Source organism: Pseudomonas simiae, from assembly GCF_900111895.1.
GTDB classification, from domain to species: Bacteria; Pseudomonadota; Gammaproteobacteria; order Pseudomonadales; family Pseudomonadaceae; genus Aquipseudomonas; species Aquipseudomonas simiae.
This window is the reverse complement of sequence record NZ_FOKB01000009.1, coordinates 14,860-28,381: the sequence shown is the minus strand read 5'-3', so window position 1 is coordinate 28,381 and position 13,522 is coordinate 14,860. Positions and strand designations below refer to the sequence as shown.

Annotated in this window: 12 protein-coding genes; 4 read left to right on the top strand and 8 right to left on the bottom strand. The window is 61.8% G+C overall.

Annotation, left to right across the window (positions count from 1 at the left end):
• Nucleotides 1-26: 26 nt before the first annotated feature.
• The 4 genes from BMZ57_RS23700 to BMZ57_RS23685 all read right to left on the bottom strand — a co-directional run bounded on the left by BMZ57_RS23700 (nt 27) and on the right by BMZ57_RS23685 (nt 5,997).
• Nucleotides 27-1,709 carry a ShlB/FhaC/HecB family hemolysin secretion/activation protein gene (locus BMZ57_RS23700; RefSeq protein WP_010213441.1) on the bottom strand — a complete coding sequence of 561 codons (1,683 nt, stop codon included), beginning with the start codon at nt 1,707-1,709 and terminating at the stop codon, nt 27-29.
• A 172-nt stretch (nt 1,710-1,881) separates the two neighbouring features.
• Nucleotides 1,882-3,501, bottom strand: coding sequence for a collagen-like triple helix repeat-containing protein (locus BMZ57_RS23695; protein WP_074900649.1), 1,620 nt, complete (start codon nt 3,499-3,501; stop codon nt 1,882-1,884).
• Nucleotides 3,502-3,802: 301 nt separating this feature from the next.
• Nucleotides 3,803-4,651: a MaoC family dehydratase gene (locus BMZ57_RS23690; RefSeq protein ID WP_021493199.1), complete on the bottom strand. Its 849-nt coding sequence runs from the start codon at nt 4,649-4,651 to the stop codon at nt 3,803-3,805.
• Nucleotides 4,652-4,653: 2 nt separating this feature from the next.
• Nucleotides 4,654-5,997, bottom strand: a complete 1,344-nt coding sequence (locus tag BMZ57_RS23685; RefSeq protein ID WP_010213435.1) for a 3-oxoacyl-ACP reductase — start codon at nt 5,995-5,997, stop codon at nt 4,654-4,656.
• A 114-nt stretch (nt 5,998-6,111) separates the two neighbouring features.
• Between BMZ57_RS23685 and BMZ57_RS23680 the strand changes: the two genes are divergently transcribed.
• Entirely contained in the window at nt 6,112-7,389 is a 1,278-nt protein-coding gene (locus BMZ57_RS23680) for an acetyl-CoA C-acetyltransferase (protein ID WP_038452649.1), read from the top strand.
• Between the two features lie 124 nt (nt 7,390-7,513).
• On the top strand, nt 7,514-8,410 hold the full coding sequence (locus BMZ57_RS23675; RefSeq protein ID WP_021493196.1) for a PA4780 family RIO1-like protein kinase: 897 nt from the start codon (nt 7,514-7,516) through the stop codon (nt 8,408-8,410).
• Nucleotides 8,411-8,555: 145 nt separating this feature from the next.
• Here BMZ57_RS23675 and cueR read toward each other — a convergent pair whose 3' ends face one another.
• The 3 genes from cueR to BMZ57_RS23660 all read right to left on the bottom strand — a co-directional run bounded on the left by cueR (nt 8,556) and on the right by BMZ57_RS23660 (nt 11,602).
• Nucleotides 8,556-8,957, bottom strand: coding sequence for a Cu(I)-responsive transcriptional regulator (gene cueR, locus BMZ57_RS23670; RefSeq protein WP_010213432.1), 402 nt, complete (start codon nt 8,955-8,957; stop codon nt 8,556-8,558).
• A complete protein-coding gene (locus BMZ57_RS23665; protein WP_069672784.1) occupies nt 8,954-11,155 on the bottom strand; it encodes a heavy metal translocating P-type ATPase in 2,202 nt (733 codons plus the stop codon). Before BMZ57_RS23665 ends, cueR begins: the two co-directional genes overlap by 4 nt.
• Before the next feature lie 66 nt (nt 11,156-11,221).
• A complete protein-coding gene (locus BMZ57_RS23660; RefSeq protein ID WP_010213428.1) occupies nt 11,222-11,602 on the bottom strand; it encodes a hypothetical protein in 381 nt (126 codons plus the stop codon).
• Between the two features lie 147 nt (nt 11,603-11,749).
• On the opposite strand from BMZ57_RS23660, the gene BMZ57_RS23655 reads away from it, so the two are divergent.
• Together BMZ57_RS23655 and BMZ57_RS23650 are read left to right on the top strand one after the other, a co-directional pair.
• On the top strand, nt 11,750-11,947 hold the full coding sequence (locus tag BMZ57_RS23655; protein ID WP_010213427.1) for a heavy-metal-associated domain-containing protein: 198 nt from the start codon (nt 11,750-11,752) through the stop codon (nt 11,945-11,947).
• Between the two features lie 85 nt (nt 11,948-12,032).
• A complete protein-coding gene (locus BMZ57_RS23650; protein ID WP_010213426.1) occupies nt 12,033-13,226 on the top strand; it encodes a multidrug effflux MFS transporter in 1,194 nt (397 codons plus the stop codon).
• An 8-nt stretch (nt 13,227-13,234) separates the two neighbouring features.
• Here BMZ57_RS23650 and BMZ57_RS23645 read toward each other — a convergent pair whose 3' ends face one another.
• Nucleotides 13,235-13,417: a hypothetical protein gene (locus tag BMZ57_RS23645; RefSeq protein ID WP_010213424.1), complete on the bottom strand. Its 183-nt coding sequence runs from the start codon at nt 13,415-13,417 to the stop codon at nt 13,235-13,237.
• Nucleotides 13,418-13,522 lie beyond the last annotated feature (105 nt).

Sequence of the window (13,522 nt, the reverse complement as noted above, 5' to 3'; positions counted from 1 at the left end):
GCCAGGCCGGCGCCTACAGGGCGGGATCAGAGCTGATAACTGAAGCTCAACGTGTACCGTGGCCGCCGGTTGAAGCTGTCCAGCGCGATATCCGACATCGGCTTGGCCGCTTCCAGGGCGATGTTGTAGTACTTGTTGTCCCCGAAGCGCAGCCCTACGGCAGCCGATGACATATCGTTGCTCTTGACTGGCAGATCGTTGAACCAGCTCTTGGCGCGGTCGAACACGACATAGGGCTGCAGGATCCTCACCCAGTCGCCGGCGCGGTTGTAGCTGTAGTTGAACTCATAAGCCACCCCCCAACCCTTGTCACCGGAGCCTTGATCGTCAGGGTAGCCACGACCGAAGTTCTGCCCGCCGAACGTGGCGCGTTCGCTGTCGGGCAGGGTGTCATTGCTCCAGTAAAACGCGCCCGACAGTACGCCTTGCCAGTTATCGAAGAACTTGTCGCTTTGTACGCCGGACAGGCGCAGGCGGAAAAAGTCCAGGTCGGGCTTGAGCCCTTCAAAATCACTGTGGGTCCTGGCGCCCAGGCCATTTATTCCCTGATACAGGCCGGCGCTGAGGATACGCAGTTGGCGGGTGTCGGATTTGCGCCAGTCACCTTCGAACGCCAGGGCACGCAGGTTGGTTTCGATGTCGAAACGTTGGGGGTAACCCACGAGTTTGTAGCGTGTGGTCTGGTCCACTGCGTAGAGGCGCGTACCGAGGGTCAGCGACTCAGTCGGAGAGGCTACCAGCGGGTGGCTGAGGCCGATGGAGTAGCGATCGATGGACTGGTGCGGCTTTAGCTCGAAGCCGCCGTCCAGTTGCAGGTTGGCGTTGGGGTCGGCGCGGTAGCGTTCGGCGGCGAGCGCCAACTGGGTGCCTTCGGCATTGATGAACTGGCTGTAGCCCACGCGGTAGTAGTGCTCTTTATCTTCGCCAGGTGGGAACAGCCCGCTGATATTGAGCTGCTCGCCCATTGAGGTTTGGGAGTTGCTTGTGCCAGTGAGCAAGGCCTGCAGGCCACCGCGGTTGTCATCGGTCATGCTCATGCTGCTGGTGAAGGGCTTGCGGCTGGCGGTGATCTGCATGCGTGTGCCACCGTCGGTAGTGCCTGGCGGCGGTACTTGCGCTTGCAGGGTGACACCGGGGATACGGCCCATGAGCGTGGTGTAGCGCTCGAAGGTTTTGCGAGTCAGTGGGCGTTCGGCCAGGAGTTTATTGGCCAGTTTGTCGACGTAAGCCGAGACCGAGCCGATATCGCCACTTTGCTGGTAGTCCTTGATATAGCCTTCCACCAGCACCACGCGCACCAGGCCATTTTCGAAGTCTTGCTGGGGCAAGAATGCGTAGGACAACAGATAACCGTCTTGCTGGTAGCGACGTGTAATGCCACGGGTGGCTTCGATCAGTTGCGCCAGGTTGGTCTCATGGCCAATCAACGGTTCGTAGGCCTTGGCGGTCTCGGCGAGCGGGTAGACGGTGCCACCCTCGATCTGCAGCTTGCGAATCGTGACCTTGGTGTCCATCAACAGCGGCTGGCCCTGAGTGGGCGGAGCTTCGGGCACCTGGGTTTGCGGCGTGACCGGTCGATAGGCGTCGGCGGGAAGGTTGGGCACTGGCAAGTTGCGAATGGTGTCGTTGCTGTTGAGGAAGTTGGGAAGGGTCTCGGCCTGTGCGTAGGCACTGAGGGTAAGCACTAACATCGGCGTCAACACGCGCATAGGACACTCCATGGTCAACTGCAGCAGCGTTTCGGGCCCGCCGGGTTCTGGGACTCGGTTCGGGAGGGCATGATTCCAGCCCCATAAAAAAGACGAGAGACTTATTGGGGTCTCTCGTCTCAACCAAGCGTAGGCGCTGTAGGGGAGGCCGTCTAATCGGCCAGGTGCAATTCTATTTTTTGCCGGTCAGGCCGTTCAGTAAGCCGCCCAGCCCACTGCCGGTGTTGGTGTTTGCACTGCCACCCGCCGAGGCGTTGGCGCCTACGTTCAGGCCGCCAAGCAGGCCTCCACTGGTGCCGGTGCCGCCTGTGACCAACCCACCGACCGAGCCTACGGTGCTGCCCACCGCACTGACGGTGCCTCCGAGGGCATTGGTGATCGGGTTGGCGTTGGCGGCTGTCAGGTTGGCACCGATACCGCTGACGGCGCCGCCCACTTGTGTCACCAGGCCGTTGACCGGCGCGCCGATGCCCGTGGTGGTTCCGATATTTTGCGTCAGGCTGGCGACGCCGGAGGTCACTGGGTTGAGGGCCGCACCGACCTGAGTGGCCAAGCCGGCAACGGGCGATGTGGCTGCCGTGTTGCTGATGCCATTGCCACCGATGACCGTGCCCAGGGAGGCAACAGTGCCGCCGAGGGCGCCACCGGTTACACCGGCGGCACTGACAGTGCCATTAGTGTTGCCGACATTCAGACCGTTACCGACGTTGGCGATCAGGCCGCCCACCAACTCGGGCAGGCCGGATTTCGCGCCGCCGCCCGCTGGGGCAACATAGCCGCCGGATTTGTCGAGCACGCCACCGACGCCGGTCAATGCGCCACCTACGATGTTGGTAACCGGATTGCCGGTGCCGCCCGCGCTGGCGACCTGGCCACCCAGGCCGGTCACCGTCGAGCCGACTTTATCCAGCAGGCCATTGACCGGGTTGCCAAGGCCGGTGGCCTTGCCGAGGTTGCCGGTGGTGTTTTCCACCAGCGAGACCACGGGCACCAACACTTTGCCGCCGACCGTGTTAGTGAGAGAACCCAGCGGTCCGGTGGTGCTGGCGGTGCTCAATGTATCGCCCAGCATGGTGACGGTCTGACCTACCTTGTCGACCAGGCCGCCGGCAGCACCGCCGACACCGCCGGTCAAGCCGCCCACCACTGGAATACCGCCCAGTGTGGTCGACAGGGATTTGCCGGTGGTCGAAAGGCCGTCACCCAGGTCGGCAACGCCGTTACCGACGCCCGCCACGGTGATGCCGAGGGAGTTGCTGTTGGTGCCCAGGGAGCCCAGGCCGGCAGTCACGCCGGTACCAATGCTGGTGACGGCGTCGCCGGTAGCGGTGACGAGACCGCCAGCGGTGGTGCCGACGATGGGAACGTTGTTCAAAGTGTCGCCAAGGTCGCCAACCGCAGCACCCACATTACCGACAGTACCGCCCAGAGTGCCGACAATCTGGCCAGTCACCAGGGGAGTGGTTGTCGAGCCTGTGCCACCGCCTGTGCCGCCACCAGTACCTCCGCCAGTACCGCCACCGGTACCGCCACCAGTGCCACCGCCGGTACCGCCACCAGTGCCTCCGCCAGTACCACCATCTGTGCCTCCGCCAGTACCGCCACCAGTGCCACCACCGGTTCCACCATCACCGCCACCGGTGCCACCACCCGTTCCCGCACCCGCATCCGGTGAGGACGATGCCACGCTGGATTTATGCCCACCACCACCGCTGCTGCAGCCGCCGAGTGCCAGTGCTACTGCCAGGGCCAGCGCGGTACTTGCTTTCCAAAACACTACTTGAGTTTTCATGATTGAGTTCCTTGCACCTGTACAACCTTGGTTGTCTTCAAACACTCACTGCTTCTCGAGGTCGTGATGTGTTTGTCCGTGTGGCTATAACAGCCCCGGCGGTGCCTCCTCTCAATGCTCTACTTGGTATTAACGATTTATATACCGCAGCAGTGTATCGGCTAAGCGACTAATGCCAAGGGTGTAAGGGGAGGATGTATCAAGGTATTTATTTATTAAAAAACAATAAGTTAAATAAAAAAGCGGACTTAAAAAAGTCCGCTAGTACTTAGGGTGTATATATACAATTAATCAGTTTATTTCAGGCGATCGGTTGCCAGTTGCCAACCATATGTTCAATACCGCCCGCGCCTTTTAACCACAACTCGCCGCTGGACCCGGCGGCACTGGCCAATAACGTTACTTCTCCGGGCAGGCGCACGGGTTTTTTGAACTCAACGCTGATCTCGATATTGGCGGCGGGCAAGTGTTCGCCAAGGGCGGCGAGGGTGTGCGCCTTGTTCCACAGCCCGTGGGCGATGGCTTGGGGAAAACCGAACAGCTTGGCGGTCAAGGCGCTGAGGTGGATGGGGTTGTAGTCGCCGGAGACCCGGGCATAACGGCGGCCAATATCGGCGGGGGCCTTCCAGCGGGTCAGTTCGCTGACCTGAGTGGGGGCGGGCTGGGCGTCATCCTCGGGTTCACCTTGCAGTTTTACGCCGCGGCACAACATGCGGCTTTCGGCTTCCCATAGCAGGCCGAGTGAGTCCTCGACGGTGGTGATCAGATCAAAGGTCGCGCCCTTGGGGTGGGGCTTGAGGTTCTGCGTGTGGACACCGACGGACAATTCGCTCACCCCACCCAGCGGGCGATGAATGCGGATGCGGTTACTCAGGTGAATCAACCCCAGCAGTGGGAACGGAAAGTTTTTGTCCGTCAGCAACTGCATCTGCAATCCGAACGCCATGATATGGGGATACGTCGCCGGCAAGACCGGGCTGTCGGAAAAACCGCAGACCTTGCGATACGCCGCCACGTGCTTGGGATTGATGCTCACCCGACAGCGCAATCCCTGTTCGGGCAACGTGCTGCCGGTGATCTTGCGTTTGAGCGCTGCGCGCCAATACAGCGGCGGCAAAAAGGGAGTAGTGCCTAGCGTCTTCCATTGCATGCTTATGCTCCCAAGAGGCTTTGCCCACACACCCGCAACGCTTGCCCGCTGACCGCTCCGGAACCCGGTTGGCCCAGCCAGGCCACGGCCTCTGCGACGTCTTGCGGCAGGCCGCCCTGGCCCAACGAACTCATGCGCCGCCCGGCCTCACGCAACGCGAAGGGGATATGCGCGGTCATCTGGGTTTCGATAAAACCGGGGGCCACGGCGTTGATACTGATACCGCGTTCCTTGAGCAACGGTGCCCACGCTTGTGCGAGGCCGATCAACCCGGCCTTGCTCGCGGCGTAATTGGTCTGCCCACGGTTGCCGGCGATGCCGCTGATCGACGCCAGCAACACCACGCGGGCGTTGTCATGCAGGGTGCCGCTGTCGAGCAGCGCCTTGGTCAGCACCTGTGGCGCATTGAGGTTGACCGCCAGCACCGCGTCCCAGTATTCCGGCGTCATGTTGGCCAAGGTTTTGTCACGGGTAATCCCGGCGTTGTGCACCAGAATGTCGAGGCCATCGGGCAACTGTTCGATCAATTGGCTGGGAGCGTCTTCAGCACAGATATCCAGCGCGACGGTGCGTGCACCCAGGCGCGCGGCCAGGGCTTCGAGGTCGGCCTTGGCCTGGGGCACGTCGAGCAGGATCACTTCGGCACCGTCGCGGGCCAGCGTTTCAGCGATGGACGCGCCAATGCCACGGGCGGCGCCGGTGACCAGTGCCTTGCGCCCGGCCAGTGGCCGCGTCCAATCCTCAACCGGAGTGGCGCACGCTTGCAGGCGAATCACTTGGCCGGAGATATACGCACTTTTCGGCGAGAGAAAAAAGCGCAGCGCGCCTTCCAGTTGGTCTTCGGCACCGTCGCCGACGTAGAGCAATTGCAACACGCCGCCATTGCGCAGTTCCTTGGCCAGCGAGCGGCTGAAACCTTCAAGAGCGCGCTGGGCGCTAGCGGCAAACGGGTCGCTGAGGGTTTCCGGCGCGCGACCGAGGATCACCAGATGGGCGCTGTTATCGAGATTTTTCAGCAGCGGCTGGAAGAACTCACGCAGTTGTTTAAGTTGGTCTGTGTGTTGCAAATGGCTGGCGTCGAACACCACGGCTTTCAGCTTGGGGCCGTGGCCGGGAATCCACGTCGACGTCTCGCTGCCGTACGTGTAAATGGCGTCGGTGAGTCTGTTGGCAAATGCCTGCACATGGCTCACCAGCGCACCGCCGCCCAGCAGCAGCGCACCTTCCACCGGACGCAGGCGCCCGGCTTGCCAGCGTTCCAGGCGTACCGGTGACGGCAGGCCAATGGCGGCGACCAGGCGATGGCCGAGGCTTGAGTTGGCGAAGTCGATATAACGGTCAGACATGGAACGCTCTCCGAAGGCTGGGGTTCAAAGGGTTGACCACCCCAGGGTGGCAGTCGTTCGATTGAGCCTAGGCTAGGCTTGGTGATTCCACCCACAACCATCAGGGAGCTTTCCATGACTCAATTGCGCCGTGTAGCGATCATTGGCGGTAATCGCATTCCTTTCGCCCGCTCCAACGGCCCCTATGCCACGGCGAGCAACCAGGCGATGCTGACAGCTGCCCTGGAAGGCCTGATCGAACGCTACAACCTGCACGGCCTGCGCATGGGCGAGGTGGCTGCCGGCGCGGTGCTCAAGCATTCCCGTGACTTCAACCTGACCCGCGAATGCGTGCTCGGCTCGCGCCTGTCGCCGCAGACCCCGGCCTACGACATTCAACAGGCGTGTGGCACGGGGCTGGAAGCGGCGTTGCTGGTGGCCAATAAAATCGCCCTGGGCCAGATCGAGTGCGGGATTGCGGGTGGAGTGGACACCACCTCCGACGCACCCATCGGTGTGAATGAAGGCCTGCGCAAGATCCTGCTGCAAGCCAACCGCAGCAAATCCATGGCAGACAAATTAAAAGTCCTGTTACAACTTCGTCCCCAGCATCTGAAGCCGGAGCTGCCGCGCAACGGCGAACCCCGCACCGGCTTGTCCATGGGCCAGCACTGTGAATTGATGGCACAGACCTGGCAGATTCCCCGTGCCGAGCAGGACCAACTGGCGCTGGAAAGCCACCAGAAAATGGCCGCCGCCTACGCCGAAGGCTGGCACAACGATTTGCTCACCCCGTTTCTGGGCCTGACCCGCGACAACAACCTGCGGCCCGACCTGACCCTGGAAAAACTCGCCGCCCTCAAGCCTGCCTTCGAACGCAGCGACAAGGGCACGCTCACTGCCGGCAACTCCACGCCGCTCACCGATGGCGCCTCGCTGGTACTGCTGGGCAGTGAGGCCTGGGCCCAGGAGCGTGGTTTGCCGATCCTGGCGTATCTGCGCGATGGCGAAGCGGCGGCAGTGGACTTCGTCAACGGCGCCGAAGGCTTGCTGATGGCGCCGGTGTACGCGGTACCGCGCTTACTGGCGAGGAATGGTCTGACGCTGCAGGACTTCGATTACTACGAAATCCACGAAGCGTTCGCTGCCCAAGTGTTGTGCACGCTCAAGGCCTGGGAAGATGCGGACTATTGCAAGACGCGTCTGGGACTTGACGCGCCCCTGGGCGCCATCGACCGTAGTCGACTCAATGTGAAAGGCAGCTCCCTGGCCGCCGGGCACCCATTTGCCGCCACAGGTGGACGTATCGTCGCCAATCTGGCCAAGTTGCTCGACGCGGCAGGCAAGGGCCGAGGGCTGATTTCCATCTGTGCAGCGGGCGGGCAAGGGGTGACGGCGATTATTGAGCGCTGAAACTGGCATATTGGATGCATTCTTAAGTGATCAACGGTCGGTAGCCCCTCCCACCGGCGAGCTGATTGCCGTATAACGAGTGCCATACGCGTATTTGGTAATAAAGGACCCACAATAAAAGCTGATGAAGACTCCTAAACGCATTGAACCCCTGATCGAAGACGGTCTGGTCGACGAAGTGCTGCGCCCACTCATGAGTGGTAAAGAAGCAGCTGTTTATGTGGTGCGCTGCGGCAACGAATTGCGTTGCGCCAAGGTTTACAAGGAGGCGAACAAACGAAGTTTTCGTCAAGCGTCCGAATACCAGGAGGGCCGTAAGGTCCGTAACAGCCGGCAGGCCCGGGCCATGGCCAAGGGGTCCAAGTTCGGCAAGAAAGAAACTGAAGATGCCTGGCAGAACGCCGAAGTCGCGGCGTTGTTCCGCCTGGCCGGTGCGGGCGTTCGCGTGCCCCAGCCGTTCGACTTCCTCGAAGGCGTATTGCTGATGGAATTGGTGGCCGACGAGTACGGCGATGCGGCACCGCGTCTGAACGACGTGGTACTGGAGCCGGACCAGGCGCGCGAATACCACGCCTTCCTGATTTCCCAGATCGTGCTGATGCTGTGTACCGGTCTGGTGCACGGTGACCTGTCCGAGTTCAACGTGCTGCTCACGCCAACCGGTCCGGTGATTATCGACCTGCCCCAGGCGGTAGATGCTGCGGGTAATAACCACGCTTTCAGCATGCTGGAACGGGATGTGGGCAACATGGCTTCCTACTTCGGGCGCTTTGCTCCGGAGTTGAAGAAGACCAAGTACGCCAAGGAAATGTGGGCGCTGTACGAAGCCGGGACCCTGCACCCGGCCAGTGTATTGACCGGCGAGTTCGATGAGCCCGAAGAGCTGGCGGATGTCGGCGGTGTGATTCGTGAAATCGAAGCGGCGCGGCTGGATGAAGAGCGTCGCCAGGCGATTCGGGCGGAGGATGAAGCGCCACAGAGCAAGAAGGCGGAAGAACCGCCACCGCCTTGGATGCAATGATCTTTGGGTAGATGAAGCGCAAAAATGCGGGAGCGGGCGTGCTCGCGAAAGCGGAGTGTCAGTCGATACGTGTGCTGACTGATCCACCGCCTTCGCGAGCACGCCCGCTCCCACATTGGGTTCGCAGGTATTCAGATAGATTCCATCAGGCGCAGCAGCTACCGGACGCCAACTCCTTGAGAATCGGACAATCCGGCCGATGATCGCCCTGGCAGTGCTCCACCAGGTCCTGCAAGGTATCGCGCAGTTGCCCCAGTTCCAGAATCTTCTGGTTCAGCTCCTCGATATGCTGGCGCGCCAAGGCCTTCACATCGGCGCTGGCCCTTTGCCGGTCCTGCCACAGGGTCAGCAGCTTGCCCACCTCTTCCAATGAAAACCCCAGATCCCGCGAGCGCTTGATAAACGCCAGGGTGTGCAAGTCATCCTGGCCGTATACGCGGTAGCCACTGTCGGTGCGATGGGCGGCTTTGAGCAGGCCGATGGATTCGTAGTAACGAATCATCTTGGCACTCAACCCACTCTGGCGTGCGGCTTGGCCGATGTTCATGGGCGTTGATCCTCCAGGTGCTCCGGTTTCCAAGTCTTCAACAGTAACGCATTGCTCACCACGCTGACGCTGGACAAGGCCATCGCCGCGCCGGCCAGCACCGGGTTGAGCAGGCCGAACGCCGCCAGGGGGATGCCGATCAGGTTATACACAAAGGCCCAGAACAGGTTTTGGCGGATCTTTGCGTAGGTCTTGCGGCTGATCTCCAGCGCGGCCGGCACCAGGCGCGGATCGCCGCGCATCAGGGTGATACCGGCGGCGTGCATGGCCACGTCGGTGCCGCCGCCCATGGCGATGCCGATGTCGGCAGCGGCCAGGGCCGGGGCATCGTTGATGCCGTCACCGACCATGGCCACCACGCCGGTCTTTTTCAGCTCTGTAACAGTGGCGGCTTTGTCGGCGGGCAATACTTCGGCGTGCACGTCTTCGATACCCAACGCCTCGCCCACCACGCGGGCACTGCCGCGATTGTCACCGGTAAGCAGGTGGCTGCTGATGCGCTGGGCCTTGAGTTGCTGCACCGCTTCCAGCGCACCGGGTTTGAGGGTATCGCCAAACGCGAACAGCCCAAGCACTCGGGGTTGTGCGCCTTGCTCGATCAGCCAGGACAAGGTGCGGCCTTCTGCCTCCCAAGCCTTGGCGGAGTCGGCCAGATTGCCTGCGCTCAAGCCGCTTTCTTCCAGCAGGCGACGATTGCCCAAGGCCAATTGCCGGCCATCCAGCGTGCCGGCAATGCCGCGCCCGGTCAGGGATTGGCTGGCCGTCACGTCGGCCACTGCCAGACCTTGTTCGTTGCAGGCATCCAACACGGCCTTTGCCAACGGGTGTTCGCTGCCGCGTTGCAACGCCCCGGCCTGTTGCAGCAACAAGGCCTCGTTGCCATCCACTGCCGTCAGGTGGGCGATCTTCGGCGCGCCGGAGGTGAGGGTGCCGGTCTTGTCGAAGACCACGGCGCTCACTTCATGGGCGCGTTCCAGGGCTTCGGCGTCTTTGATCAGGATGCCGTGGCGCGCGGCAACGCCTGTACCGGCCATGATCGCGGTGGGTGTAGCAAGGCCCAGGGCGCAAGGGCAGGCGATCACCAGCACGGCGACGGCATTGATGATCGCGGTCTCGAGGGGCGCGCCATACAGCCACCAGCCCGCCAATGTCACCAATGCCAGCACCAACACGGCTGGGACGAACACCTGGCTGACTTTATCCACCAGTTTCTGGATCGGGGCCTTGGCGGCCTGGGCGTCTTCAACCAGGCGGATGATCCGCGCCAACACGCTCTCAGCGCCGAGGGCCAGGGTGCGTACCAGCAGGCGGCCTTCGCCATTGATGGCGCCGCCGGTGACGTTATCGCCGGGTTGTTTGGGGACGGGCAGGCTTTCGCCGCTGATCAAGGCTTCGTCCGCATGGCTTTGTCCTTCGACCACTTCACCGTCTACCGGGAAGCGTTCGCCGGGCTTTACCAGCACGAGATCATTGAGTTTCAGGGCATTGATGGCGACATCTTCTTCACGGCCTTCAATCACCCGAACCGCCCGCTCCGGACGCAGGGCTTCCAGGGCGCGGATAGCGCTGGCGGTCTGGCGCTTGGCGCGGCTCTCCAGGTATTTACCCAGCAGCACCAGGGCGATCACGACCGCGGAGGCTTCGAAGTACAGGTGCGGTGCCATGCCGGGGTGCGCGGTGAGCCATTCATAAATACTCAGGCCGTAACCGGCACTGGTGCCGATGGCCACCAGCAGGTCCATGTTGCCGGCACCGGCACGCACGGCTTTCCAGGCGGCAATATAGAAGCGTGCGCCGAAGATGAATTGCACGGGGGTTGCCAGGGCAAACTGTGCCCAGGCGGGCAGCATCCAGTGCAGGCCGAACGGCTCCACCAGCATCGGCAGCACCAGCGGCAATGCCAGCAGGATCGCCAGCAGCAGCGACCAACGCTCGCGTTGCAGGCGCTGGGCTTGATTCGCGTCGGTGGCCTTTTCGCTCTGGGGGAGGGTGGCGGTGTAGCCGGCTTTGTCGACGGCGGCGATCAGCACGCCCGGGTCCATCTGGCCGAGCACTTCAACGTGGGCGCGTTCGTTGGCCAGGTTGACGCTGACGCTTTGCACCCCCGGCACCTTGCCCAGTGCACGCTCGACCCGGCCGGCACAGCTGGCGCAGGTCATGCCGCTGATGGGCAGGTCAAAGGTGGTGGATCCATTCATGGGGCAGTCCTCCAAGAGAAGTTGCCCCTAGGATCAACCTTGACCTGTGGGGAAGGTCAAGCGCCTTTAATATTCCAATGCGGCGGGCTTGAGATACATGCCATCCGAGCCTTGGGCAATACGCAGTTTGCGTACATCCCCGGCCTTGAGCGTAATGTTCTGCGCCGGCGGCGCCAGCATCCCCGGCAGGCAGCCAGGGGATTGGCCCGGCAGCAGCTTCAGGCGCAAGGACAGGTTTCCCGCCGGCAGGTTGAACGAAGTGGCCTGTTCCTGGAACAGCCGGCCTGCCAGCTGGTCATTCAGGTACAGGCCGATTTCGCAGTTGGTCGGCACTTCCAGGCGTTCCCTGGAAATGATCAGCACCGCATAGTCTTCTGCGGCGAGGGCTTGGGGCGCAGCGGCCGACAAGCTCATCAGGCCAGCAAGGGCAAAAAACGACCAGCGCATGGCGAATGCTCCGTGGTGTGAATCAAAGATGGGTGAAGCTTGGCCTTTGAAGCGGCCAAATACCAGCCCGGCAGATGTTTTCAGAACTTGACCTTGCCATCGTGACAAGGTCGAGACTGGGTCCAACCTCATCAAAGGAGTCATGTCATGCAAGTATTCAGCGTTGAAGGAATGACCTGCGGCCATTGCGTTCGAGCGGTGACCCAGGCAGTGCAGAGCCAGGATCCGGCGGCCAGTGTGAAAGTCGACCTGGCGGCAAAGGAAGTGGGCGTCGAAAGCCGTTTGTCTGCCGAACAAGTGATCCAGGCGATCACCGAAGAGGGCTACAGCGTCAAGCTTGCCTGACGCGGATAAATAGTTAGCGAGCTATCGTGTTCAATGCGCCCAAGCGCGGCTAGACTATCGGGCTGCCGTCTCACTTGGGTGCCCGATGAACCTCCGCATAATTCTGATTCTGGGTGCCTTGAGCGCCTTCGCGCCATTGGCGATCGATTTTTACCTGCCCGGCTTTCCAGCCATGGCCAAGGCCTTCGCGACCGATGAAAAACACATCCAGCTGACCCTGGCGGTGTATTTCGGTGGGCTGGCCCTCGGTCAGTTGATCTATGGCCCACTGGCTGACCGCTTTGGCCGCCGCGGCCCGCTGCTCAGTGGTGTCACCCTGTTTACCCTTGCGTCCTTTGCCTGCGCCTTTGCGCCGTCCCTGGAATGGCTGATCGGCGCGCGTTTTGTGCAGGCCCTCGGTGGCTGCGCCGGTATGGTGATTTCCCGCGCGGTGGTCAGTGACAAATGCGATGCGGTTGGCTCGGCCAAAGTGTTTTCCCAGTTGATGCTGGTCACCGGCCTGGCGCCGATCCTCGCACCGCTGGCCGGCGGGCTGATGGTTGGGCTGTGGGGCTGGCAGTCGATTTTCCTGGCGCTGTCGATCTTCAGCGTGATGGCGGCCATCGCCGTGGCGGTCGGGCTGCCGGAAACCTTTCCGGCCCACCAGCCGCGTCAGCCGTTGTCCGGGTCGCTGCGTCGCTATGCGGCGTTGTTGTCGGACCGGGTCTACCTGGGCTATGCCCTCACCGGCGGTATCTCGATTGCCGGGATGTTTGCCTACATCGCCGGTTCACCTTTCGTCTTCATCCAGCTCTACGGCGTGCCGGCTGAGCATTACGGCTGGCTGTTCGGTTCCAATGCCGCAGGCTTTATCCTGGTGGCGCAGGTCAACGCGCGGTTGCTGTCCAAACGCGGCCCGGCGTTCCTGTTGTCGCGCAGTGTGTGGGTCTACCTGTTGGCGGCGTTGAGCTTGCTCGGTATTGCATCGTTGCGCACCGATGCGCTGTGGCCATTGCTGGTACCGCTGTTTATCTGCATTGCCAGCCTGGGCTGCATTTTGCCGAATACCTCGGCCTGTGCCATGAGTGGGCAGGGCGCACGGGCCGGTAGCGCCTCGGCGTTGCTCGGTTGCATTCAGTTTGGCGTCGCGGCGGGGGCGGCGTCGTTGGTTGGGGTTTTGCACGACGGCACGGCGATGCCGATGGCGATGGTCATCAGCTTGTGCGGTGTGTTGGCGGTGACGATTGCGATGTCAACCCAGCGCCTGCAACGTAAACGGGCGTTGCAGGCTCAGGTCTGAACAGCGGGTCAGCCAGCGGCGGAGCGTTGCTGACTGTTCGGAAAACGGTGGGGCGCCTGGATACGGGCTTGCAGGGTGTCGGCAAAGGCACGGGCTTCGGCCTCGGTGCGGAAGGTGAAAGCGTCTTGGTCGAGACGGACCTGCCATTTATTGCCTGCGGATTTTGCTAACGCTTTTATCAGGATTTTCATTGCTGACTTCCTCACGTAAAAGAATCGTGGCAAAGGCGGCCAATATAAACCCGAATACGCTCACAAATATGACAAAGGTCAACTCTCTGACTAGCGGTGTCGTCC